The sequence below is a fragment of the Campylobacter sp. FOBRC14 genome (genome assembly GCF_000287855.1).
In the GTDB taxonomy this organism is placed as follows: Bacteria; Campylobacterota; Campylobacteria; order Campylobacterales; family Campylobacteraceae; genus Campylobacter_A; species Campylobacter_A curvus.
Genome location: NZ_ALJJ01000006.1, coordinates 25,146 through 47,583 on the forward strand (window position 1 = coordinate 25,146; position 22,438 = coordinate 47,583).

The following is a 22,438-nucleotide window of genomic DNA, read 5'->3' on the forward strand; positions in this document are numbered from 1 at the left end:
ATGAGAGCGCTGTTTATCCTAGCCGCTTTGTTTTGTATAAGCTTTGGAGCGCCGGCAGATCCTGTCGTGCCTACCATAAATTTAAGCCTGAGCGCGCCAAGCAGTCCGCAACAGCTCGTAAATTCTCTCAATGTCCTTATCTTTTTAACGATCCTTACTCTCGCTCCGTCGCTTGTTTTCATGATGACGAGCTTTTTACGCCTCATCATCGTATTTTCGTTTTTACGCCAAGCCATGGGAACACAGCAAGTACCGCCATCTACCGTGCTCATCTCGCTTGCGATGGTGCTGACGTTTTTCATAATGGAGCCTATCGGCAGGCAAAGCTACGACGAGGGCGTGAAGCCCTATTTGGCCGAGCAGATAGGATACGAGGAGATGTTCGAGCGTAGCGTGAAGCCGTTTAAAAATTTTATGGTCAAAAACACTCGGGAAAAGGATCTAGCGCTATTTTTTAGGATAAGAAATCTGCAAAACCCCTCAAACATAGATGATATCCCGCTTAGCATAGCGATGTCCGCGTTTATGATAAGCGAGCTCAAGACGGCGTTTGAGATAGCATTTTTGTTATATTTACCTTTTTTGGTTATAGATATGGTAGTAAGTTCGGTCCTTATGGCGATGGGTATGATGATGCTACCGCCCGTGATGATCTCGCTGCCGTTTAAGCTGCTTATATTCGTTCTCGTAGACGGATGGAATTTACTCGTAGGAAATCTAGTAAAAAGCTTTCACTGATGTTTAAAATTTTACTTTTTTTGCTTCCGATCGTATTGTCGGCGGCAAATTTAAAATTTATTATTGAAAATTCCCAAAATTCCGAGCCCGCGAGGATAAAAGCCTATGAGGCGAGTAGGGCGAAGCTAGAGCGCGAAAGCGTAGCGAGCTCCTATCTGCCGAGCCTTAGCTTGGAGGGAGGCATGCACCGCACTTACGGCGATCGCTCGATGCTCACGCCAAAAAGCTCCTCTAGCATCCTGGCAAAGGTCGAATTTTTACTATACGACGGTGGAGCGCGCGAGGCTAGAGACGAGATCCTAAGCCATTTGCAAAACAAAGCCGTCTTAGAGGACGAGGAGTTTAGAAATTATCTGGCGTATCAAAGCGCAAATCTTTACTTCAACGCCGTTGCGCTAGAAAAGATCATCGCTGCCAAGCACGCTCAAAGCCAGTATCTAAATTCAGCTCTAAAGCGCCTTGGTAAGATGCAAAGTGCGGGGCTGGCGGCCACTGACGAGCTGGAGAGCATAAGAGCTAAATATCATCTGTCTTTGAGCGAGGCGCTGGAATTTAAGCAAAAGCAAAACGAAATTCTAAGCTCCATCGAGCTCATCAGCGCCCAAGCCATCATCCCGCAAAGCGGAGACTATCTGCAAATGCCAAATTTTAGTAAGACCTCTGAAAATATAAATTTAAAAGCGCTGAACGAGCAGCTTCTAGCCAGCGAACACAGAGTCCAGGAGGTCGGCTCAAAGCAGCTGCCTCAGATATTCATCTACGACACCTACGGCTTTTACAGGAACGATTATGATTTTGCGCTGGGCGAGTTTGAGAGATATAGGCCTTACGTGAATGAATTTTTTGAGAAAAATTCGCAGAGCAATCAGCTTGGCGTAGGCTTTAAATGGAAAATTTTCGATTTTAAAGCCACTAGCAAAGAAGAACAAAGTGCGCGTATAGCCTCCTTGCAAGCGAGGCTAAATTTAGACTACAAGCGCCGAGAAAACGAGCTCAAGCTTAAAAATTTAAAAAACGATATCGAGGTCTTGACGAGTAAAATTTCAGCCCTCGAGCAATACGTGAAAGCAGCCGATGCGAGTCTTGAGGCGAGCGTCAAAAAATATGAATCGGGGCTGCTTGGCTATACGGAATTTTTAGCGGCTTTGGCGGCGAAATTTGACGCTGCGAGTGCGCTTGAGATGAGCGTAGACGAGCTTGAGATAAAAAAGGCCGAGTATTTTTATGAGAGCGGCGTAGACATCGCGCAAAAGGTGGTGCAATGAGAAAAATTTTGATGCTTTTGGCCTCGCTTTGCTTTTGCTTTGGCGAGGAGAAAATTTATGCGACATTTGAGGTTTTGGCTAAAAACAGCTCCAAGCTGGCCTTTGAGAGCTCCGGCATAGTCTCAAGCGTGAATGTCGATGTGAGCGATACTTTAAAAAAGGGCGACGTCCTTGCGAGGCTTGAAAACAGTAGCGAGCTCATAGCGCTTCAAAAGGCCAAAAATGACCTGGCTTTGGCCGTCACGGCTAAAAATTTCGCCCTAAATACCCTCAAAAAATTCGAGAAAGTAAAGGACGTGACCTCAAAGCAAAATTTTGACGAGGCGAAATTTAGCTACGACAAGGCGGCATTAGACGAGCAAAGCGCAAAGATCGCCATAAAAAATATAGAGAATATCCTCGATAAAAAACAGCTTAAAGCGCCGTTTGATGCGGTAGTGGTGCAAAAAAACGTTGAAGTAGGCGAGGGCGTGGGCGCTGTGATGCAAAGCGCTTTTATCATAAATTCTAGCGATTCAAAGCTACTTATCGCGATCGATGAAAAATTTGCAAATGCCGTGAAAGCGGGCGATAGATTTATCTTTAAGCTTGACGGCGAGGCAAACGAGCAAAGCGCTGAAATTTCGCTCGTTTATCCTATCATAGAGCCTAAAAATCGTAAATTTTACTCCGAGGCTTACGTCAAAGGCATCAAGCCGGGTCTCTTTGGCGAAGGATACGTGGTAGCAAAATAATGTATAAATTCGCGATCAACCGCCCGATAACGACGCTGATGTTTTTTGTCTCGCTCCTATTTTTCGGGATATTTTCACTACGAACGATGAGTGTGAATCTCTACCCCGAGGTCGATATCCCTATAATCATGGTCACGACCTACGCAGACGGCGACATGAGCTTTATAAAAAGCAAAGTCACTCAAAAGATCGAGGACGAGATCGCCAGCATCGAAGGCATAAAGAAAATTTACTCGAACAGCTTTGACAACCTAAGCCTGGTGACGATAGAATTTGATCTAAAAAAGAACATCGAAGCCGCTGCAAACGATGTGCGCGACCGTATGGCAAAGGCGCGTATAAACGGCAGCTACAAGATAGAAAAGCTAAGTGGCGGCGGTAGCGCGATATTTAGCCTTTTTATCAGTGCAAAAGACGGCAATGCCACAAAGCTGATGAAAAAGATAGACGATGAGGCAAAGCCCTTTTTGCAGCGTATACCAGGCGTTGGCAGGGTAAAAGAGGTCGGCTTTTTGCAGCCTCAAATAAGAATTTTCCTAGACCCGTTTTTACTCGATAAATTTTCACTCACGGCGCGCGACATCGCAAATATCATAAACGTGCAAAATTTGCGTATGCCTCTTGGCAAGATAGAAAATAATGCGACTCAGATCTCTATAAAATCGAATTTCGACGCCAGAAAGATAAGCGAGCTTGAAAATTTGCGCCTTGCAAACGGAATTTTCCTAAAGGACGTGGCAAGGGTGGAATTTTCTCACGAGGATGAGGACTCTATCGCGCTGATGAAAGATATAAAAGGCGTGATGCTGCAGCTTGAGAAAGTAAGCGGCGCAAACGCTCTAAAAACGATACAAAACGCAAAAGCCAAGCTTGATGAATTCAGGCGGCTTTTAGGCGACGGGTATAGCGTCACGGTCGCTTTTGACAAGAGCCTTACGATGATGAAAAACATACGCCAAGTGGGCTTTGACATGGTGCTTGGCGTGATGCTTACGATGGTCATCGTTTTTGTATTTTTGAGAAATTTCTCGTCCACCCTCATCTCCGTCATCGCGATACCAACCAGTATCATCGGCACGTTTTTTATAATGGACGTGCTAGGATACGATATAAATCGCCTCACTCTGATAGCTCTAACGCTTGGTATCGGTATCTTCGTAGATGACGCGATAGTAGTCATCGAAAATATCACCAAAAAGATGCAAGATATAGCCGATCCTTTGAAGGCTAGCTTTGAAGGCATAAAAGAGATCGCATTCAGCGTGCTTGGTATCTCTAGCGTGCTGCTTTGCGTGTTTATCCCGATCGCGTTCATGAGCGGCATCATCGGAAAATACTTCAACTCCTTTGCGATGAGCGTCTCGGCCGGCATCGTGGTGTCGTTTTTAGTCAGCGTAATGCTGATCCCCTCTATCGCTGCACGTTTCATAAGCGCGAATGAGAGCGCCTTTTGGCACAAAACGGAGCCGTTTTTTGAATTTATAGAAAATTCTTATGAGCGCCTTTTGGGTGTCATATTAAAATTTAAGATCACCTTTATCGTGCTCTCTTTGCTGGCTTTGTTCGCCTCCATGTCGCTTGCCAGATTTATCGGAGGCGACTTCATGCCGACTGAGGATAACAGCGAATTCGATATATTTTTCAAGGCCGATCCATCTATCACGCCAGAGGCCATGAGAGCAAAGCTGGAGGGCATAATGTCAAAAATAAACGCCGACGAGCGCGTGGAGTATGCTTATTTACTCATAGGCTACACCGACGCCAGGCAGGCATATTTGGCGCGAGGATACGTGAGGCTAAAGGAGCTTGGCAAAAGGAAAGATCGTCAAAGCGCGATAATGGAGCAGTATAGAAACGAATTTAAGCGCGAGGGGCTTAGCCTCACGGTGGCGGACCTTCCTGTCGTGGAGGGCGGAGATACGCAGCCCGTACAGCTCATCATCACAGGCAGCGATAATAAAATTTTAGACGAGCTCACTCCAAAGGTGCGTGCGATGCTGGAAAACATCGGCGGCGTGGTGGATATCAGCTCTCCGAATGAAGACAAGCGCGAGCAGATCGAGATCTCAATCGATAAGGACAAAGCAAAACGCCTACAAATCACCGAACAAGACATCGCATCTACGATCTACCGCTCTTTTAGCTCGAATTTAGTCTCGACCTTTGACGATTCGCACCAGCAGTATGACATCTATATGCGCTTTGACGATAAATTTAGAGGTGACATAAACTCTCTTAAGCGCCTAAAGATAAAAAACGCGCTAGGCGAGCAGATAGCGCTAAGCGATATAGCTAAATTTAGCGAAGTGAAGTCGCAGCCTAGCCTAGATAGGTTCAACCGTGAAAATCAGCTGAAATTTCTAGCAAATATCTATGACATAGCGCTAAATAAGGTCTCAAACGACGTTTCGGCGCATATAGGCGAGTTTTTGCCGCAAGGATACAAGTATAGGTTTCTTGGATTTATCGAGCTGATGAACGACACGAACGCCGCATTTATCTTTACGATAAGCCTTAGCGCAGTGCTTATTTATATGATCCTGGCCGCGCTTTACGAGAGCTTCATGCTGCCTTTTATCATCATGATCTCCATGCCTCTTGCCTTTGGCGGCGTCGTTTTGGGGCTGTTTTTGAGTGGGAATTCGTTCAGTCTTTTTGTGATGGTAGGAGCCATACTGCTTTTTGGAATGGTCGGCAAAAACGCGATTTTAGTAGTCGATTTTGCCAATAAATTTGCAAACGAGGGCATGAGTATCGACGAGGCCGTGATAAAGGCGGGCAAAAGGCGTTTAAGAGCGATCTTGATGACGACCTTTGCGATGATATTTGCTATGCTGCCGCTGGCATTTTCAAGGGGTGCTGGATACGAGGGCAACTCGCCGATGGCGATCTCTATCATCTCCGGGCTCGTAAGCTCGACCGTATTGACGTTGCTTATCGTGCCGGCACTCTTTGAGGTCGTTTATAAGCTTGATAAAAAACTTAGAAAATTTTACGAAAGGGCGAAATTTGAAGATTAAAATTTTGATACCGTTGTGCCTTGCCTGCGCCGTTTATGGCGGGAATTTAGCCGAGATCATAGCCTTGGCTCAAAGTGCAAAGCAAGAGAGCTTGAGCAAATTTAACAAAAACACGTCGTTTGACGAGCAGCAAAACAAACGGCTGAATATCTCTTTTGATGGGCGATATACCTTTGTGCCCGGTATAGAGGGTGGCTACATGACAAAGGCGGGCAGCATCACGGCAAAGATCGAGTATCTGCTCTTTGATGGCGGTGCGAGCGAGGCTGCAAATAAAATTTTAGCCCACTCGGATACTATCGATATCTACAAAAACGAGGATCTAGCGAATTTGACCGCTTTTCAGATCGGTAAAATTTACTTTAACGCCGTAGCGCTGGACTCGCTCATAGCGCTTGAGGAGGGATATATCGCCACGCTAGCTTCCTTGCTTGAGGAGGCGCAGTTTTTTTACGAGTATAACGAGATCGGCAAGGATGAATTCGATGCGCTGAATTTCGTCCTCGCAAAGCATAAAAGCGAGCTTGAGGAGCTAAATTTAAAACGTACCGAGCTAAGATCGCGTATAAATTTGCTCTCAAACGGCGATCTTGACTTTGTCGCGGGCTCAAAGGTGCAAATGCCTGATTTTAGCAAAGAAATTTTAAGCGCAAAGCTCGCCGCCGCACGCCAAGATCAGATCATTAAAGAACAGCAAAGTCAGCAAGAAAAGAGCAAACTCACACCAAAGGTCTATCTAAAAGACTCGCAAGGCTTTAGCAACGACAGCTTTAAAAAGGGCGATAAAAGCGGCTCGCAAATGCTAGGCAGCTACGCCGATGCGAACAGACCGATGCTTGAGTTTCAATGGAGTCTGCCGGACAGTCTGGCGGCCAGTCGTCAGAGCCAGATAAAGCGCATAGAAGAGCAAAAGGCCGCACTTGAGCTAAGCGACGAAGAGAGCATGCTGGCTGCGAGACTTGGCGGGCTGGAAAGCAAGATAAAGCGCCTGACATCGCAGGTGCAGATCGCCCAGCTAAAGCAAGACGCCTTGAAGCAAAATTTGCAAAATTTTACCCGCCGTTACCAAAGCGGAGCGATCAAATACGGAGAATTTTTGTTTTTACTCGATAAAAATTTCAGCGACAGGCTAAATTTCATACTAGACAGCGACGAGCTCGAGATCACGAAGCTTGAATATTTTTACGAGCGCGCAGAGGATGTTGCGACTAGGATAAAAGGATGAAAAAGCTCATTTTCGTGACGATACTTTGGGCGTTTAGCTTTAGTCTGATAGGCGAATTTTTAGCCGGGCGGCTGGATAGCTATTTTGCCGTTTTTGCACGTGTGGCGCTTGCTTGCGCGGTATTTTTGCCATTTACGAAATTTAGGCGCGTGCCGCTACGCCTAGCACTTGGCGTGATGGCGATCGGCGCGGTACAAATCGGCGTGATGTATCTTTTTTATTACAACTCGTTTTTGTATCTTAGCGTCGCTGAGGTCGCGCTATTTACGATATTTACGCCATTTTATGTGACGATAGTCTATGACGCGTTCGCACTTAGGTTTAGAGCGCTTTATCTGCTCAGCGTCGGCATCGCGGTCTTTGGCGCGCTCGTGATAAAATACGGCTCGATAAACGAGGGCGTTTTAAAGGGCTTTTTGCTCGTGCAGGGGGCAAATCTATGCTTTGGGGCGGGACAAAGCGCCTATAAAATTTTGCTTGAAAAATATAACGTGAGCCAAAAAAGCGTGTTTGGATATTTTCATTTCGGTGCGTTTTTCGTGACCCTGGCAGCGCTCTTGGCGTTTGGGAATTTTGAGCGGATGAACCCGAGTGCCACGCAGATTTTGGTCTTGCTTTGGCTTGGTATCGTGGCTAGCGGACTTGGGTATTATCTATGGAACAAAGGCGCTTGCGAGGTTGATAGCGGCGTGCTTGCCATCATGAACAACGCGCTCATCCCGGCCGCCATCATCGTAAATTTAGTGATCTGGCATAAAGACGCGGATCTTTTGAGGCTGCTTATTGGCGGAGCGATAATGTATGTTTCGCTGATGGTGCATAAAAAAATCGTGAAAATTTATGAGGATAGGGCGGTAGCGTAGGCTAAAATTTATGATTTTTATTGAAATTTACCGGACAGAGCAAAAGTATGGCCTTTAGTGTCAAGGGAACGTATATTGCAGGCTTCGCGGGTATGTAGTTTAAAATTCCAAACGGAATAAATTTTAATCTGATGCTCTCAACCTCTCCATTTCGTGCGAGCACGTTTCAAATTTCAACGAAATGACCTTTAATAGCGTATAAAGATAAAAATATAGGCCTATTAAAAGTCAAGGCCTATGTTTTTGCTCCTTAAATCAGCTAATGTTTAAAATATTTGACGATTAGAACAGAGCCAATACGTGTTATCAAAAGCTTAAAAAGCGCTTCGATCGTCTGAAATTTAGGGGGCGTATCCCCCTAAATCATTGTTTATAAAAGCCGCTTGGTTTGCCGGTCAGATCTATCATGATATTTTTCATCTGAGTGTAGTGCTCTAGGATGATCTTATGCGTCTCGCGGCCGATACCTGAGTTTTTATACCCGCCAAACGGGCTGCCTGCAGGGATTTGGTTGTATGTATTTATCCAAACGCGCCCGGTCTCCATCGAGCGAGCCACGCGTAGGGCTTTCGTGATATCTTGAGTGAAAATTCCGCCACCTAGGCCGTATTCGCTGTCGTTTACCATCTTTAAAAGCTCTTCTTCGTTTTTAAATTTGATGACGACGCCGACAGGGCCAAATATCTCCTCTTGCGCCACGCGCATGTCATTAGTCACGTCAGTTAGCAAGGTAGGCTTTACGAATGCGCCTTTATCGCATCCGTTTGCAGTATACGCCTCGCCGCCGACTGCGACTTTAGCGCCTTCTTTTTTACCGATCTCGACATAATTTAAAATTTGCTCGGCTTGCTTTTTATTGATCTGAGAGCCCATTTGGGTGCTAGGATCGAGCGGATCGCCGACTTTTATGTTCTCAAATTTCTTGATCGCAGCCGCCATAAATTTATCGTAAAATGCCTCTTCTACGAAAATCCTGGAGCCCGCGCAGCAAACTTGCCCTTGGTTGAATAAAATTCCAAGCTGTATGCCGTCAAGCGCCTTTTCTATGTCCGCATCGCCAAAGAAGATATTCGCACTCTTTCCGCCAAGCTCGAGCGTGGCAGGGATGATGCGCTGTGCGGCGGCTATGGCTATGTCACGGCCGATCTCTGTTGAGCCTGTAAATGCGAGCTTATCGATGCCGGGATGATTTTTCAGCCATTCACCGGCCTTGCTACCCTTGCCGGTCACGATATTTACGAGTCCTTTTGGCAAGATGTCTGCTATTAGGCGAAACAGCTCCAGCACGCTAAGGCTAGTCTCGCTTGAAGGCTTGAATACGCTCGCATCACCGGCCGCGATGACCGGAGCTAGCTTCCAAGCCGCCATCAAAAACGGAAAATTCCAAGGCACAATCTGACCGACGACGCCGATAGGCTCGCGAAGCACGATAGAAAGCTGCTTCTCATCAAGCACGTTCGCGCTACCTTCCTCGCCTGCGATCACGCCGGCAAAATACCTAAAATGCTCGGCTGCAAACGGGATATCGACGTTTAGCGTCTCGCGGATAGGTTTGCCGTTATCCATCGTCTCGACACGCGCCAGATGCTCTTTATTAGCCTCGATGGCGTCGGCTATCTTGTTTAAAAGACGGCTACGCTCGGCAACGGTCGAGTGTCTAAATTTATTAAATGCCGCACGTGCCGCTTTGACGGCGTCATTTACGTCCTCTTCGGTCGCATCGGCTATCTCTGCTAGGAATTTCCCGTTTGCGGGATCGTATGTTTTTAGAGTCGCACCGTTTTTGGCGTCGCGCCACTCGCCGTTTATGAAAAGACCGTATTTGCTTAAAAGTTCTGCCATCTTTGTCTCCTTGTTTTGAAGTGATATCCAAATTATAATACCATTAAAATTTAAGTAAAATTAAAGAGGACGGGCTTCGTTTTTTGGGATTTTAAATTTGCCACTCAAGCAAAAATGTCGTATCTTTGCCGGGCTCGCTTTGACATTTTATGGATATATCGTTGTTTTGACAGGATTGTTTGACTAGGCTTAAGCCTATGCCAAAGCCGCCCTGGTCGCTGTTAAAGCGAGTGTAGCGCTCGTAAATTTTGCTTTGCTGCTCTTTGCTGATGCCCTCGCCGCTGTTTGTGATGCTAAAGGAGTTCGGGGCTAAATTTATGGCTACGTTGCCGCCAAGGTTTGTGTATTTTGCGGCGTTGCTAAGAAGGTTGTCTAAAATTTTAGTCATCTCGTAGCGATTTGCGTTTATGCTAGAGGCGCTTAGATGCGTCGTTATTTTTAAATTTCGCTTTGCAAAAAACGGCGCGAAATAATCAAGCCTCTCTAAAAGCAGCTCGTGTAAGTCGATGAGCTCTTTTTTTGCGCTTTTACCCGAGCTAAACGTGAGATGAACGAGGTCGTCGTAGATGTTGCTTAGGATCTTTGCTGCCAGCTCGATATTATTCATGCGTTTTAGATTTCTAGGATTTAGCGAGCTTTTATCGGCCGTTTCGATACTCATCATGATGATACTAAGCGGAGTGTTTATCTCGTGTGTGGAGTCTTTGATGAAGCGATTTAGCGTGTTTATTTTTATATAAAGAGGCTTTAGAGCGAGCTTTGCCAGATAAAACGCCACAAAAAGTAGTGCTGCCAATGCAAGGATCAAATTTAGCGACGTTTTTATCTGAAGGGCTAAAATTTCACCTTGTATATCTTTGCCAAAGAGTAAAATTTTAGCCTTTGAAAGCTCGTCCGTGGTGTTGCTTTCCATATTTTGGATAGCCTCGAATATTGCTACCTTGCCGCCTTCGATCGATACGTTTTTTGGCCTAGCCTCGCTGCAGTTTTCATCGGCGTAAATTTTCTCTCCGTTTTGGGTAAATATGCAAGCTCTCACGCCCTTTTCACGTGTGAGAGCGCCGATAGAGCTCACGCCGTCCATGCGCGCTTTCATATAGATACCCATCTTTATCTCTTTTAAATTTTTGACCTCGTTTGATATGAGCGCTTCTTTTTTCATCTCGTAGTCGTTTATGAAAAAATATCCTAAAAATAGGGCGCTCGTGACTAGGTATAAGGATAGGATCTTAAATAAAATTTTGGCTTTTTCAGACATAGATGTAGCCGTCACCTCTTTTGTTTATGATGCTGTCTTTGCCTAAAATTTGGCGTAAATTTTTGATATAAACGCGAAGGCTTTGCTCGCTAGGCTCTTCATCAAAGCCCCAAACCCTTTCAAAGATGGTTTGCTTGCTTAAGAGCTTGTTTTTGTTTTGCAAAAATAGTGTCAGAAGCTCGCTCTCTTTACCAGAGATGCTTACATTTGCGTCGTCTTTGGTCAAATTTTTGCTTTGAGGGTAAAATTTATAGCCGTTACCAAGCTCGATAAATTCGCTATTTGTATGAGAGAAATTTCGCTTGAGCAGGCTTTGGATACGTATCAAAAGCTCTTTTAGCTCGTATGGCTTCTTGAGATAATCATCGCAGCCGCTAGCATAGCCCGTTTCGAGGTCGTTTAGCGTATTTAGCGAGGTGGTAAAGATGCTCGGCGTAGTAACACCGAGCTTTCTTAATGAGGAAAGGAGGGAGAAACCGTCCCCTTTGGGGATCTTGACATCAAGTATGAGCAGATCGAATGTTTGCTCGTAGGCTAGATCCGCCGCATCTTGGGCGTTCGTGCATGAGACGACCTCGTATCCGTTTTCGTTTAGATACTCGCTTATCATCTCAAGCAGCGTTTCATCGTCCTCTACGAGCAAAATTCTTACCATTACATACCTTTTTTCATATCGCCTTTCATGTCATCTTTCATATCTTTTTTCATCTCGTCCTTCATCATGCCGTCTTTTTTGCTCATGCCATCTTTCATCATTTGCTCTTTTTTCATGTCGTCTTTTTTATCCATGTTAGAGCTCATGTTGTCTGCTGCTAGAGCACCTCCGACCATAAATAAAGCACCAAGTGCAACTAAAACTAACTTTTTCATCTTTGCTCCTTTGAAAGAAATTATGAAAGAAGTATAGCCGCCAAGTGTAAAATCAGTGTGAAATTTAGATACCAAATATATAAAATAGTGCCGGAAGCGTGACGAAGCTAAATGCAACGCCGAGTGCGACCGAGGAGATGGCTAGCGAGCTGTCTAGACCGGCCTTGATGACCATCGCGCTAGCTAGCACCATAGGAGGCATACAGCATTGAAATAGGCCTACCAGCCAGGTTTTGTTCATCGAGACGCCTAAAATTTTCATTATTATGAAAAAGATTAGTGCCGGAAGCACCATCTTGCAGATCAAAACTATACTTGCACTCTTATATGAGCTTGTTATACTGCCAAAGCTAAGTCCCACGCCTATGGCAAAAAGTGCGACTGGTGTCACGCTGCCTTCAAGCATCCTAAACGGAGCGAATATAAATTCCGGTACATAGATGCCTTTAACTGCAAAGGCGATGATGAGCGCTATAAAAGGCGGGAATTTTAAAATTTTCATCGCATTTTGAAAGAGCGAGACCTTTTCCGGAGCGCCAAAAGATAGGATGAGTGGCCCAAGGATAGAAAGTGGGATCGAAGTAGCTAGCTGATCGTAAAATATGACCTCATTTAGCATCTCGTCGCCAAAAAAGCCCTGAGCTACCGGCATACCGACAAATAGTGTGTTTCCAAAGAGGCTTAGCATTATCATACTGACGGTAGTCGCTTTTGAAAATTTAAGCAAAACGCCAAGTCCAAATGCGATGACCGCACTGATGACGCTGGAGCTAAAGCCGGCAAGTATGGTATTTATCAGCGAGGTATCGACATTTACGTGATAAATTTTATCAAATATCAACGCAGGGATAGCGAAGCAAAGCACGAAATCTACGAATACGATAGAGTGTTTTTGTTCAAGAAGACCGATCTTTTTAGCAAAAAAGCCGGTAGCGATAACGACAAATATAGAAAATAACGGCACGAAATTCATTTAAAGCTCTTTAAAATTTGTAAAAAGGGATTATAATTCGGTAAAGTTTAAATTTTAATTAACCTTGCAGATTATATAACGACTTAAAATTTCATTTAGTAAATATGGTGCCCGAGGTCGGACTCGAACCGACACAAGGTTGCCCTTACCAGATTTTGAGTCTAGCGCGTCTACCAGTTTCACCACTCGGGCTAAAAAATAATAAAATTTATGTGGGTAAAAATTTGAGTAAAAATAGAGACCTGCTAGAGGTCTCTATAAAAGAAATTATTTCTTTTTGCCTTTTTTGTGAGCGCCGGCAGCTACTGCTTCTTTAAGTTTTTTGCCAACTTTGAACTTAACTGCTTTACTTGCAGGAACGTCGATAACTTTTTTAGTTCCTGGAACTCTTGCTTTTCTGGCAGCTCTGTCAGCAGTACTGAAAGTACCGAAGCCGATGAAGCTTATAGAATCGCTTTTCTCAAGAACAGCTTGGATTGTCTCTAAAGTAGCGTCAACAACTTTAAGAGAATCTTTTTTTGAAAGACCAGCCTTGTCGGCAACAGCTTGAATAAATTCAGCTTTTTTCATGAATCATCCTTTTAAGAAGTGTGATGCGGCAATTCTACAATCTTTTTCAAAAAAAAACAATAGTTTTTAACGAAATTTAGCCATATTTTTTAAAATTTTTAACAAAGAAAGGCAAAAACGGCCATTTTACTCTTCTATCTCGAGCGCAAACTCTGTTTTAAGACCGATTTTTTTCATATCTATCAGGCGTAAACCTTCAAAATTTAAAGTCATGAGCTGTGTTTTATCATTCACGCTGTTTTTTGATATCTCTTTTAAAATTTTACCTCGGTAGGCTTTGGTATGATGACTAATGACCTTGCCATTTTTTAGAAATTTAAAGCTTATATATTCTTTTTTGATACTATAAAATTTCTCGTAAAATCCTGCCCTTAGATCCAAAACATCATCGTCTTGTAAAAACTCATCGATAGCTGCGCTAAAATTTTCATTATAAAATTTCTCGATATCAAGGCCATTTATCTTTTCACCTTGCTTTAGTTTGTACTCGGGGATAAGATCGCCGGCCATTATAGGACCGAATAAATTTGAAAATATAAGAACGTTTTCATCTATATAGCCTTGAGCCTTGGTGTCTAGCGACCGGTAATTTAAATGTTTATATGCGACGCCATCATATCGCAAGATGGCCTTTATGCAGCCTTTTGCGAAGATATCGTCTCTTAAAGTATCGTCGGTATCTAAATTTTTAAAACCAAAAAGCTTGCAAAGCTCCTTATCGCTTGCCGTTTTTACGAATGAAGCGTATTTTTTTAAAATTTCAAGCCTTAGATGAAAGAGCTTAGCAAAGGTGAAATTTTCTTTTCGTATGTAGCTATCCCCTGCAAATGTGCTCTTGCTTTCGCTCGGAGAAAAAAGTATTTTTAGTGCCATCTTATAAAACTCGTGTGTTTTGTTGTATTAAGCATGGACTACTTGCTCCTTATATTTTTGAATATCATTATTTGATCTACGCTCACCATATGGCATTAGTAGTAATTTTAGATATATTAACTAAAACATAAAGTACATTGACTGGTTTTTGGCTAGTCTTTAACTTTTAAGTATTTTGATGAAATTTATTTTTTGAGGTGCTTGCTATTGAACTTTAAAAGTTTTACATAAATGTCATCTTCTAAGGGGCATAAAATATTTGTTTTGAATTATACTTATAATATGCTCTCGATACTTTAAAATTTCATCAGTTTAAAATTTATAACCAAATAAATATCTCGTAATTATACTACAAAAAAGTATAGACTAAAGAAATTTGGTATTTGTTGGTTAGAAATAGAGGCTATTTATTTTTTATACAGTTTTCAAGGTATTAAATTTTTGGAATAATTAGGTATTGGCCATATTATAAAAATTCCAACGGAATAAATTTTAACTGATGGTGTATGTATTAGTATCAGCTAGGATATAGGTTTCAAATTCCAACGGAATAAATTTTAACAGCACCAAAATATCAAATTTCAGGGCCATTAAAATTAAAAGTCTATATTTTTATATCTTAAAAATAGTTAAAATTTAAAATTGTTAGCAAGCAAAAACCTAGAAAATAGGGCATTATCAAAATCTTAGAACAAGCTTTATTATCGTTTTATCAAACTCTTTGTTATAAAACGCCCTAATAATTAAAGCATTAAACTAGCATTCAAACCTGTGCATAAGATAATCAAGCAGGTTTTTTGTAAAAAATATGCTCTGCTATAATCAAATCTTAATACTCGCTTCAAGGTGCGGCGCGTATGCAAATGGCATTTAAAAGAAATCTTTTTGCTTTACTTGCGTGTACGGTTGCGAGCGTAGTGTGAAGCATCTTAAAAAGAGAAAAATGCGAACAGCGTTTGAGTAAGATAAAGTAAAAACAGAAAAATCGACAACGATAGGCTCGTGCAATGCTTTTGCTAGAATGATGTTCGCATTCCTATGCTTTGAAATTTAAAAATCAATACTTTGTTGCAATAAAGCCAAAAATATCAATATCTAAAACCAGCATCCACGCTCCGCCAAAGCTCACACAAAGAAAAACATCAATATCTTATCTTTAAAAAGCTATCAATCTTTAAATTTAATCCCAAAATACCAAACCTCATCCCCACACAAACCCCACGTAAGGCATATCCTCACAGATACATTTTTTGAGCTGGTTTGCCTCGCGTCTGATGACTTGCCGCCACGTGAGGTTTTGCCCGTTTAGCGCGATCGTTTCGCTTAGGCGAGAGATCATCTTCATCTCGATCTTTTGGATGGCGTCATTGCTAAATTTTATCCGTCCGGCGTCCGTTTGAAAGTCCTTTGCCGTGATCTCCTTTTTATTTAGCATCGCAAATATCAGCGTATCGCCCAAAATCGGCTTAAATATCTCTGCTAGATCAAGGTGCAGGCTAAGCGCGCGGTAGTTTGCCGCGTCGTTTAGCATGTGCGCGCGGGTGATCTCACGAGCGATATAGACGCGCTTTACGGGGTCGTCAAACGCCCGCAGTTGAGACAGCAGCACGAAGCCGCTTTTATTGACCGAGTTTGAGGTGCTCGGGTAAAAATTCCCCCGAAAGCTCTGAAACGGGCTAAAAACGTGCAAAAGTATGTTATTATCCGCCAAAAACGCGAGCGTGTAGGTATCAAGCTCCACGCGGGCAAGGATGTAAATTTCATCTATGGCGTTGATCGGCAAAATTTTACTCGCCGTCACGCCGCCCGTCTCGTCAAATTTATCAAAATAGATGTTGTTATCCTGCCGCCTAAGCCGCCCGCTGCTTAATATAAAGTGCGTCCTGTCGCTTTTTTGCATGCTCTCTCCTAACTAAATAGCGCGCCGTTTTTGTCCTGTCCGATGACGATGCGTTCGGAGTATTTTAACGAGTTAAACGTGTAGATGACGATGGAGTCAAGCTCCTGGACGCACTCTTTTTGCAACAAATTCGTGAGCTTTTTAAAGTCGCTCGCTCTGATCTCGCTCTCAAAAACGGAAAACTGCACGCGAGGCAGAAATTTTTCTACGGCTTTTCTGATACGATTTGCGTTGTTTTTCTCTTTTTGCTCTGCGCCGGCGATGTCGTAAAATAAAATCGCATACATTACGCGCAGTATCCGTTGTAAGCGCAGTTTTTGCAAATTTTTTGAGGCGTGAATTTAGGCGGTTTGGCTAAATTCACCAAAGCCTCTATCTCGCGCAAGATCGCTTCAAGCGCGCTAAAATTCTCCTCGCTATCATCCACGGTGATCACCTTTTTGCCGCTGATGAGCCGTCCTTTGACCTCTTTTAAATTTAATCCGGTTTTTAAAATATAAATGTAAAAAAGTAGCTGCATCCTGCCCGCAAACTCGTTTTTTAGACTCTTTTTGTATTCGGTTATGCAATAATGCCCGCGCTGTTTTGATAGTTTGTCAAATTTTAAATTTGAAAATGCGAAGTCTTGCAAGTCTTTTTCTTTTATGTCGGCTAGTGCCTTGCCCATGAGCACGTTTTCATCGTCTTGATCGGCGTGGATATGATGAGCGTATAGCCATGCTTCGCGCTTACAGGTCATAAAATAATTTACGAGCGTGCCGGTGATCTCATCTTGTGAAAACATCAGTCGAAAGCCTCATTTAAAGCATTAAAATCCATATCTTTTTTAAGCCCGAATTTTTCATTATACGCCGTATCTCCGAAAGGCAGATAATAAACCTCTTTTAGCGCCCTTACGGCTCTTAAATTTAACTCATCGGCATCAATTTTTGAAACATTTATGCTAAATTTTGAAATTTGTTTGATCGTATCTTTAAAAATATCAAGTCTTGCGAATTTATCTAAATTTTCATCTGCGTTAATAGCAAAAATTTTAGCTTCAAATTCTTTTATAAATTCGCTCCGAGGCTCGATAATGACGGTCATTTTATATTCGTCGTTCATAGCTTTATCTATTTTTTCATTTATATCGTAAAATGCAAGCTCTTTCATCTCTTGCTCAACAAACGCTCTTTCAAGATGCTCTTTTAAGCTTTTAAAATACTTCGTTACGATACTTAAAATATCTTTTTCTTCTACATCGTTTTGCAAAAGTGTATCTTTTAAAATTGCATCGCTTATTGTTTTTAAATCGCCGTAAATCGGATCTGAATACCCGCAAATATCCTCAAATACATAAAGCACGCCTTGATCGCCAAAATTTCGGTTGATCCTGCCGGCAGTTTGTATAATGGAGCTTATCGGAGCGGTCTCGCGAAAACCGATGTCAAAGTCAAGATCCACACCCGCTTCGATAGACTGCGTAGAGATGAGTAAAATAGGCTTGCCACAGCCATTTTTATTTAAATTTATCGCTTCTTTCACGCCTTTTATAACTTCTCGCTTATGCGTATCGTGCATATATCCGTTTAGACTGTAACACTCGAATTTACCGGCAAATTTTAAAAATAGCTGCTGGGCTTTTTTGATCGTATTTACTACGACAAGAGTATTTTTATTTTTCGCAGTTTGAGTGATTTTTTCTATTAAATTTTCTTCATTTTTATTTATATCAAGCCATTTTAAAACGTATCTATTTTGCTCTTTAAAATAGTTCAAATTTGAAATTTCTTTAAATTTATCCCCCATAATCGGCATAGTCGCAGACATAAATATAAAAATAGTGTCAAGCTTTTGGGAAATTATCTCGCAAAGCCTCATAAAATCGACTCTAAATTCATAAGGTATCGCCTGCGCTTCATCTATGATGACGACACTATTTTTTAGTTGGTTAAATTTAACATTATCTTTATTTTTATTTCCAAAAATCGTAAAAATAAACTGATACAAAGTTGTAACGTTAAAATTCCCGCTAAACGAGTCCATTAAAAATTTAACTTTTGAATAGCGATCTTCGGGCGTATCTTCATCTACTGCGGTTTTATGGTGGGCTTTATAGACTAAAATTCCTTTGTTATTTTAACCCGTCTCACGATTCTCGTAAAAAAATTTCTCATTTTTCACCTTAATGTAAAAAATGAGAATATTAAATGACTTTTAAAAAATCTCAATATCTCTATCTAAATTCAAATGTTCATTTTGGATAAAGCGAGTATAGACCTTGAGAGTCATATCGATATTTGCATGTCCTAGTATCTGAGCTACCCATTTGATAGGCTTCTTGTTCTGGATGGCGAACTCGACCATGTAGCTTGCAAACGTATGTCTCGTATGTCTTGCAGTGCGGTAGGCTATGCCACAATCTGCTAACAAGGCTTTCCATCTTCCATTGCCCAACAATGAAGTAGAACCGAACAGATGGCGTTTGTTTTGAGAAAAGACCCACTCGCAGTTTCTTTGCTTTTCGAGTTCCTTGATATATGGTAACAAACCCGAAAATATTGGCACTATTCTATCGTTTCCAGTCTTCGTTCGGTTTTTGAGCGTTCCATTCGCGAGGCTTTTTGAGATAGAGATCGTCATACTATCTGTATCGATGTCGTTCCACTTGAGAGCTAGTATCTCACAGCTCCTAGCCCCCGTATAAAAAGCGAAGGCCAAATAAAATTTGAGTTGCCCGGTAGCTCTTTCAAGTAAAACTTTGGTTTCATCTCTGCTAAAGGGCTCTATCTTTGGCACCGATATTTTTGGATGCTTGGCTTTGAGAAAAGGGTTTTTGAAGATCCATCCCTTTTCTATCCCAAACTCACAAGCTTTACGCCAACATCCGATGATATATTTGACAGTGCCGGGTGCAAATTTCTTTTGCAATTTTGCTAGCCATCTTTGAATATCCATACTAGTGATAGTGTCGATGTTTTGCGGTAGAGTTCGCTTATGCGATAGGTAGCCTTTTGCTCGCTTTTGCTTTGTGATACTTATCCGCCCTAACTCATCAAGATATAGAGCGGATAGTTTGTTGAGGGTCATTTATGCTTCTTTTAGATCTGAGAGCGATCTTATACTTTTTAGCTCAAGCTCACCTGTATCGTTTCTCATAACGATATAGTAGTCTTTGCTATCATTTTTCCAGCTACCATCACTCAAACGACCCTCAAATTTATCGCCCTCTTTGGCAACAAAAGTCCAAGAGGTAGAGTATAGTTTATGCTTGCCGTCCCATTGTTTGCCGTTGCAGTCAATGAACTCACGCTCGATTTTGCCATCTTTGAAATTTAGCTTTGCCAAATATGCGTGCCCATGCTTTCTAGGATCAAACTCGCCGTATGTCTCGAGGATGAATTTCTTGCCATCTTTTCTACTTTCTAGCACCGCAGTTGCATCACAGATGAGCTGCTTTAGCTCATCATCTGCCAAAAGGTTTAGATCTTTCATATCTCTTCCTTTTCTTCGCCGCGGATCACATCATCTAGCTTGTTTATATCAACATCAATTTCAAGAAGTCTGGCGTATCCCTTTGTATCACCTATCTTCTTATCGATCCAATATTGAAAAGACCACTTATCAAAGTCACTGAGCCTCACAGCTTCTCTATCCTCTGCCGAAAGTTCGGTGTTGATAAATTTCTCGATCCTATCGAGAGTCGTATTTGATACCGTGTCTCTGTTTGAGTAGGCCCAGCTTCTTATGCCGGCTAGTATGATGTTGGCCTCACCCTTGTTGTAGTAGTTCTTTTGCATCTTATATCCTTTATTATGGTAAAATAAAGGCTCCCGAAAGGGAGCAACTTCGCGGCGAGATTTTCATCTTGGTGGGTGTCGTCTCGTCGCGCCCTTTTATTTACTAATCTAGTAAATTTATACTGCAATTATATACTAATTTAATAAAGATGTCAAGAGTTTTTTACTAATTTAATAAAATATTTCAATTATTTTTACTTTTTTAATAAATATGGTATAATCTCGAAAAATTTCAAAGGAGATATGAAAGATGACTAAAAAAGAATTTGACGATACCCTAAAGAGGTTGTCGCTCAGCAGACAAGAGTTTTGTAAGATCACTGGGCTTGCGTATAGCACGGTATCTAACTGGAACGATGAAAAATTGCCACTGCCATCTTGGGTGGATAGTTGGCTGGTGAATTATGAGCGATCGAGTAGCTACGATGAAATAAAAAGGCAAATTCTAAAGATAGAGTGTCCTAAAAATTCAATAATCCTAAGTATGGCTGACACTAACGAGCACATAATAGTAGAAAAGAAAGAGCCAAAAGTCGGAGATAAGGTGGTCGTGATGAACGATGCACAAATGAGCGTAAAAGAATACCCAGCAAAAGGCGAGATAATCGGCGTTGTCGTTCAAATACTTAAAAAGTAAATTTAAAGGCTTTAAATGGCCTTTAAATACCTTTTACCCCTCAAACTCCACTTCACACGTATAATCTTGGCTCGTCAGTCTATGCTCTACGCTTTTTATCGTGAATTCATTGCTCTCTAGCCCAGCAATACCTTTAAATTTAAGCTTTCCGCCTGCTATTATGTTTGCTCCTGGTAGCGAGCATCTACCATTTATACCGCCGCGTTGCAATTCATTTAGCTTGCTTTCACCTTGTTTGAATGCTTCGTTGTCTGTTTTTGGTTGCGGGATCTGCATTTTATAGACCTGCTCGCCCGCTCCAACCTTGATGCTTTTCGTCTTGCCCTCATTCACGTCTTGCCATTCAAGTATCACTGCTGTATAGCTGTTTCTATTTGCTTCGGTGATTTCAAGAGAGAAAAGCTCGTTGAGACTGAGTTCAAATTTAGGCAGGTTTTCATTTCTCGGAGTGTTTGAGGTCTGGCCCTCATCTCCTTTTGCATCCATAGGAGTGATGACGATAGTATTGTTCTTGACGAGTGCTTTGTAACCTGTCTCAAAGCAAAGCCCGTAAAGAAATTCAAGATCGCTCACATTGTCTTGTAGTCTTGAAGCTATCGGCTGATCATCTCCACTCGTTTTAGAGGAGAGGTTATTTTGCTCGGCTATTTTACGAGCAATCGCAAATATAGTGGTATTCTCCCAGCTCCTGCGTTTCTTTTCTTTCACCGGGCTTGCAAAATTGACTGCCGTTGCTCTAACTTCGGTCGTATTTGCTTTGTAGTCACGGGTTGCAGTCTGCACCGAAAATGATCCGCAAAGATATAGATCCTCACCGTATCCAAGATAAAGCTCTAGCTTGTCTCCGAACACCGGCTTTGCAAATATTCCATTTACTTTTATGCTTATCTCATCGCTTTTGCTACTTTCTTTGTCATCAAAGCCTATTTCGATCAAATTTCGTCTGATAGTCTCGGTGATGTCATTGCCTTTAGCTATGAGCTTAAAATTTGGCTTTCTTACCATAGCTTTGCTTGTTCCTTGGATTTTACTTCTTTGAATTCAGGCAGTATCACATCATTGCCGGCTTTGAGTATCGGTTTTAGCTTTGGATTTACGGCCAGCACCTGCTCGAAAAATCTCAAATGTCCGTAATACTTGAATACTACAGTGTCTAGCCTCTCGTTGTCTTTTGCCTTATAAATCATAATCCCTCTTTAATTCCATCGTAAAAGTCTGAGTGAAAAATAGTCCATCTGCTGTGAATACTGCTTGTTTTTCGCTGATTTTTGTGATGACAAACCGTCCGAAATACTTGCCCGCACCGTTCGTGAGCGGATAGCTGCTGGCTAAATTTGCCAGCTCATAAAGCCTTTTTAGGGCAGTTTGTTTGTCGCCTCTATATGGCAGAGTTTGTCCTTCGATATTGATAGTTTGATTGCCTAAATTTGCCCTAAATATAGCCTCATAATTTGCTATGCGCTCATTTGAGCTGATGCCAAACTCGGTTTCTATCCCGACACTGCCCACTTGTTTCCAGTTAAATTTAAAGCCACCTAGATTTAAGACCATCTCTACTCCCTGATCTCGGTATTTGCTTGATTGAATTGATCTCTTTGTATAGCACGTTTGACGCTTTGAGTCAAAGCTCTTTCAAACTCGCTTAGATCAAATCTACCTTCGCTTGTAGCGATATTAAAGCCGCCGTTTAAATTTATGGTTATGTTGCCGCTCGTGGTAGCTAATGCTTTTGCGGTTTGTTTTATTTGTGGTGTGTCTTTTTCGCCAAACATCGAGCTAAAAAAGCCCTCATTGCTTTGTTTGCTCTCTTGTTTTGATTCTTCTTCATCACCAAAGCCAAAAAATTCTTTTGTGCCTTTCCATGCACTGCCCAAAGCATCGCCTACCGTTC

General features: G+C 42.1%; 24 protein-coding genes, 1 tRNA gene and 1 pseudogene. 7 read left to right on the forward strand and 19 right to left on the reverse strand.

Features of this window, described 5'->3' with window-relative positions:
- From fliP to HMPREF1139_RS00690, 6 genes are read left to right on the forward strand one after another with little or no spacing between them, the layout of a single operon-like run.
- Positions 1 to 738, forward strand: coding sequence for a flagellar type III secretion system pore protein FliP (gene fliP / locus HMPREF1139_RS00665; RefSeq protein WP_034965895.1), 738 nt, complete (start codon positions 1 to 3; stop codon positions 736 to 738).
- Positions 738 to 2,003, forward strand: coding sequence for a TolC family protein (locus HMPREF1139_RS00670; protein WP_009649424.1), 1,266 nt, complete (start codon positions 738 to 740; stop codon positions 2,001 to 2,003). Before fliP ends, HMPREF1139_RS00670 begins: the two co-directional genes overlap by 1 nt.
- Positions 2,000 to 2,737, forward strand: coding sequence for an efflux RND transporter periplasmic adaptor subunit (locus tag HMPREF1139_RS00675; protein ID WP_009649404.1), 738 nt, complete (start codon positions 2,000 to 2,002; stop codon positions 2,735 to 2,737). Before HMPREF1139_RS00670 ends, HMPREF1139_RS00675 begins: the two co-directional genes overlap by 4 nt.
- Positions 2,737 to 5,757: an efflux RND transporter permease subunit gene (locus HMPREF1139_RS00680; protein ID WP_009649391.1), complete on the forward strand. Its 3,021-nt coding sequence runs from the start codon at positions 2,737 to 2,739 to the stop codon at positions 5,755 to 5,757. The genes HMPREF1139_RS00675 and HMPREF1139_RS00680 overlap by 1 nt, the downstream gene beginning before the upstream one ends.
- The gene (locus HMPREF1139_RS00685) at positions 5,747 to 6,982 is read left to right on the forward strand and encodes a TolC family protein (protein ID WP_009649418.1); all 1,236 of its coding nucleotides are present in this window, start codon (positions 5,747 to 5,749) and stop codon (positions 6,980 to 6,982) included. The genes HMPREF1139_RS00680 and HMPREF1139_RS00685 overlap by 11 nt, the downstream gene beginning before the upstream one ends.
- Positions 6,979 to 7,845 carry an EamA family transporter gene (locus HMPREF1139_RS00690; protein ID WP_009649422.1) on the forward strand — a complete coding sequence of 289 codons (867 nt, stop codon included), beginning with the start codon at positions 6,979 to 6,981 and terminating at the stop codon, positions 7,843 to 7,845. Before HMPREF1139_RS00685 ends, HMPREF1139_RS00690 begins: the two co-directional genes overlap by 4 nt.
- 363 nt (positions 7,846 to 8,208) lie before the next feature.
- Here HMPREF1139_RS00690 and HMPREF1139_RS00695 read toward each other — a convergent pair whose 3' ends face one another.
- The 15 genes from HMPREF1139_RS00695 to HMPREF1139_RS00765 all read right to left on the reverse strand — a co-directional run bounded on the left by HMPREF1139_RS00695 (position 8,209) and on the right by HMPREF1139_RS00765 (position 19,910).
- A complete protein-coding gene (locus HMPREF1139_RS00695) occupies positions 8,209 to 9,687 on the reverse strand; it encodes an aldehyde dehydrogenase family protein (protein WP_009649400.1) in 1,479 nt (492 codons plus the stop codon).
- A gap of 91 nt (positions 9,688 to 9,778) precedes the next feature.
- Entirely contained in the window at positions 9,779 to 10,945 is a 1,167-nt protein-coding gene (locus HMPREF1139_RS00700; protein ID WP_009649382.1) for a sensor histidine kinase, read from the reverse strand.
- On the reverse strand, positions 10,938 to 11,600 hold the full coding sequence (locus tag HMPREF1139_RS00705; RefSeq protein ID WP_009649405.1) for a response regulator transcription factor: 663 nt from the start codon (positions 11,598 to 11,600) through the stop codon (positions 10,938 to 10,940). Before HMPREF1139_RS00705 ends, HMPREF1139_RS00700 begins: the two co-directional genes overlap by 8 nt.
- Positions 11,600 to 11,815 (reverse strand): hypothetical protein, encoded by a 216-nt coding sequence (locus HMPREF1139_RS00710; RefSeq protein ID WP_009649380.1) that lies wholly within the window; start codon positions 11,813 to 11,815, stop codon positions 11,600 to 11,602. Before HMPREF1139_RS00710 ends, HMPREF1139_RS00705 begins: the two co-directional genes overlap by 1 nt.
- A 64-nt stretch (positions 11,816 to 11,879) precedes the next feature.
- On the reverse strand, positions 11,880 to 12,788 hold the full coding sequence (locus tag HMPREF1139_RS00715; protein ID WP_009649387.1) for an AEC family transporter: 909 nt from the start codon (positions 12,786 to 12,788) through the stop codon (positions 11,880 to 11,882).
- A gap of 105 nt (positions 12,789 to 12,893) precedes the next feature.
- Positions 12,894 to 12,980 (reverse strand) — tRNA-Leu (locus HMPREF1139_RS00720).
- Between the two features lie 75 nt (positions 12,981 to 13,055).
- Positions 13,056 to 13,358, reverse strand: a complete 303-nt coding sequence (locus HMPREF1139_RS00725) for an HU family DNA-binding protein (RefSeq protein WP_018135891.1) — start codon at positions 13,356 to 13,358, stop codon at positions 13,056 to 13,058.
- 126 nt (positions 13,359 to 13,484) lie between these two features.
- A complete protein-coding gene (locus tag HMPREF1139_RS00730) occupies positions 13,485 to 14,231 on the reverse strand; it encodes a YaaA family protein (RefSeq protein ID WP_009649376.1) in 747 nt (248 codons plus the stop codon).
- 1,201 nt (positions 14,232 to 15,432) lie between these two features.
- Positions 15,433 to 16,131 (reverse strand): CRISPR-associated endonuclease Cas1, encoded by a 699-nt coding sequence (locus tag HMPREF1139_RS00735; RefSeq protein ID WP_009649381.1) that lies wholly within the window; start codon positions 16,129 to 16,131, stop codon positions 15,433 to 15,435.
- An 8-nt stretch (positions 16,132 to 16,139) separates the two neighbouring features.
- A complete protein-coding gene (cas2, locus tag HMPREF1139_RS00740; RefSeq protein ID WP_009649393.1) occupies positions 16,140 to 16,418 on the reverse strand; it encodes a CRISPR-associated endonuclease Cas2 in 279 nt (92 codons plus the stop codon).
- Positions 16,418 to 16,915, reverse strand: coding sequence for a CRISPR-associated protein Cas4 (locus HMPREF1139_RS00745; RefSeq protein WP_009649414.1), 498 nt, complete (start codon positions 16,913 to 16,915; stop codon positions 16,418 to 16,420). Before HMPREF1139_RS00745 ends, cas2 begins: the two co-directional genes overlap by 1 nt.
- The gene (locus HMPREF1139_RS00750) at positions 16,915 to 18,120 is read right to left on the reverse strand and encodes a helicase-related protein (RefSeq protein ID WP_232209581.1); all 1,206 of its coding nucleotides are present in this window, start codon (positions 18,118 to 18,120) and stop codon (positions 16,915 to 16,917) included. The genes HMPREF1139_RS00745 and HMPREF1139_RS00750 overlap by 1 nt, the downstream gene beginning before the upstream one ends.
- A gap of 207 nt (positions 18,121 to 18,327) precedes the next feature.
- The gene (locus HMPREF1139_RS00755; RefSeq protein ID WP_009649411.1) at positions 18,328 to 19,200 is read right to left on the reverse strand and encodes a tyrosine-type recombinase/integrase; all 873 of its coding nucleotides are present in this window, start codon (positions 19,198 to 19,200) and stop codon (positions 18,328 to 18,330) included.
- Entirely contained in the window at positions 19,201 to 19,605 is a 405-nt protein-coding gene (locus HMPREF1139_RS00760) for a hypothetical protein (protein WP_009649423.1), read from the reverse strand. It lies immediately after the preceding gene.
- Complete coding sequence (locus HMPREF1139_RS00765) at positions 19,602 to 19,910, reverse strand: hypothetical protein (protein WP_009649390.1); 309 nt, start codon at positions 19,908 to 19,910, stop codon at positions 19,602 to 19,604. The genes HMPREF1139_RS00760 and HMPREF1139_RS00765 overlap by 4 nt, the downstream gene beginning before the upstream one ends.
- A 250-nt stretch (positions 19,911 to 20,160) precedes the next feature.
- Here HMPREF1139_RS00765 and HMPREF1139_RS11160 point away from each other — a divergent pair, with 250 nt between their 5' ends.
- Complete coding sequence (locus tag HMPREF1139_RS11160; protein ID WP_009649417.1) at positions 20,161 to 20,547, forward strand: hypothetical protein; 387 nt, start codon at positions 20,161 to 20,163, stop codon at positions 20,545 to 20,547.
- A gap of 33 nt (positions 20,548 to 20,580) precedes the next feature.
- Here the strand turns inward: HMPREF1139_RS11160 and HMPREF1139_RS00775 are convergent, their stop codons facing one another.
- The 4 genes and pseudogenes from HMPREF1139_RS00775 to HMPREF1139_RS00790 all read right to left on the reverse strand — a co-directional run.
- Complete coding sequence (locus HMPREF1139_RS00775) at positions 20,581 to 21,552, reverse strand: phage late control D family protein (protein WP_009649378.1); 972 nt, start codon at positions 21,550 to 21,552, stop codon at positions 20,581 to 20,583.
- Positions 21,546 to 21,734: a tail protein X gene (locus tag HMPREF1139_RS00780; protein ID WP_009649425.1), complete on the reverse strand. Its 189-nt coding sequence runs from the start codon at positions 21,732 to 21,734 to the stop codon at positions 21,546 to 21,548. The genes HMPREF1139_RS00775 and HMPREF1139_RS00780 overlap by 7 nt, the downstream gene beginning before the upstream one ends.
- A complete protein-coding gene (locus HMPREF1139_RS00785; RefSeq protein ID WP_009649413.1) occupies positions 21,724 to 22,098 on the reverse strand; it encodes a phage tail protein in 375 nt (124 codons plus the stop codon). The genes HMPREF1139_RS00780 and HMPREF1139_RS00785 overlap by 11 nt, the downstream gene beginning before the upstream one ends.
- A 2-nt stretch (positions 22,099 to 22,100) precedes the next feature.
- Positions 22,101 to 22,438 (reverse strand): annotated as a pseudogene (locus HMPREF1139_RS00790) (hypothetical protein); the annotation flags it as partial.

Coding starts and splice junctions, on each gene's coding strand:
- fliP (WP_034965895.1), top strand. CDS start 1: ATGAGAGCGCTGTTTATCCTAGCCGCTTTGTTTTGTATAAGCTTTGGA.
- HMPREF1139_RS00670 (WP_009649424.1), top strand. CDS start 738: ATGTTTAAAATTTTACTTTTTTTGCTTCCGATCGTATTGTCGGCGGCA.
- HMPREF1139_RS00675 (WP_009649404.1), top strand. CDS start 2,000: ATGAGAAAAATTTTGATGCTTTTGGCCTCGCTTTGCTTTTGCTTTGGC.
- HMPREF1139_RS00680 (WP_009649391.1), top strand. CDS start 2,737: ATGTATAAATTCGCGATCAACCGCCCGATAACGACGCTGATGTTTTTT.
- HMPREF1139_RS00690 (WP_009649422.1), top strand. CDS start 6,979: ATGAAAAAGCTCATTTTCGTGACGATACTTTGGGCGTTTAGCTTTAGT.
- HMPREF1139_RS00695 (WP_009649400.1), bottom strand. CDS start 9,687: ATGGCAGAACTTTTAAGCAAATACGGTCTTTTCATAAACGGCGAGTGG.
- HMPREF1139_RS00700 (WP_009649382.1), bottom strand. CDS start 10,945: ATGTCTGAAAAAGCCAAAATTTTATTTAAGATCCTATCCTTATACCTA.
- HMPREF1139_RS00705 (WP_009649405.1), bottom strand. CDS start 11,600: ATGGTAAGAATTTTGCTCGTAGAGGACGATGAAACGCTGCTTGAGATG.
- HMPREF1139_RS00710 (WP_009649380.1), bottom strand. CDS start 11,815: ATGAAAAAGTTAGTTTTAGTTGCACTTGGTGCTTTATTTATGGTCGGA.
- HMPREF1139_RS00715 (WP_009649387.1), bottom strand. CDS start 12,788: ATGAATTTCGTGCCGTTATTTTCTATATTTGTCGTTATCGCTACCGGC.
- HMPREF1139_RS00725 (WP_018135891.1), bottom strand. CDS start 13,358: ATGAAAAAAGCTGAATTTATTCAAGCTGTTGCCGACAAGGCTGGTCTT.
- HMPREF1139_RS00730 (WP_009649376.1), bottom strand. CDS start 14,231: ATGGCACTAAAAATACTTTTTTCTCCGAGCGAAAGCAAGAGCACATTT.
- HMPREF1139_RS00735 (WP_009649381.1), bottom strand. CDS start 16,131: ATGCAAAAAAGCGACAGGACGCACTTTATATTAAGCAGCGGGCGGCTT.
- cas2 (WP_009649393.1), bottom strand. CDS start 16,418: ATGTATGCGATTTTATTTTACGACATCGCCGGCGCAGAGCAAAAAGAG.
- HMPREF1139_RS00745 (WP_009649414.1), bottom strand. CDS start 16,915: ATGTTTTCACAAGATGAGATCACCGGCACGCTCGTAAATTATTTTATG.
- HMPREF1139_RS00755 (WP_009649411.1), bottom strand. CDS start 19,200: ATGACCCTCAACAAACTATCCGCTCTATATCTTGATGAGTTAGGGCGG.
- HMPREF1139_RS00760 (WP_009649423.1), bottom strand. CDS start 19,605: ATGAAAGATCTAAACCTTTTGGCAGATGATGAGCTAAAGCAGCTCATC.
- HMPREF1139_RS00765 (WP_009649390.1), bottom strand. CDS start 19,910: ATGCAAAAGAACTACTACAACAAGGGTGAGGCCAACATCATACTAGCC.
- HMPREF1139_RS11160 (WP_009649417.1), top strand. CDS start 20,161: ATGACTAAAAAAGAATTTGACGATACCCTAAAGAGGTTGTCGCTCAGC.
- HMPREF1139_RS00775 (WP_009649378.1), bottom strand. CDS start 21,552: ATGGTAAGAAAGCCAAATTTTAAGCTCATAGCTAAAGGCAATGACATC.
- HMPREF1139_RS00780 (WP_009649425.1), bottom strand. CDS start 21,734: ATGATTTATAAGGCAAAAGACAACGAGAGGCTAGACACTGTAGTATTC.
- HMPREF1139_RS00785 (WP_009649413.1), bottom strand. CDS start 22,098: ATGGTCTTAAATCTAGGTGGCTTTAAATTTAACTGGAAACAAGTGGGC.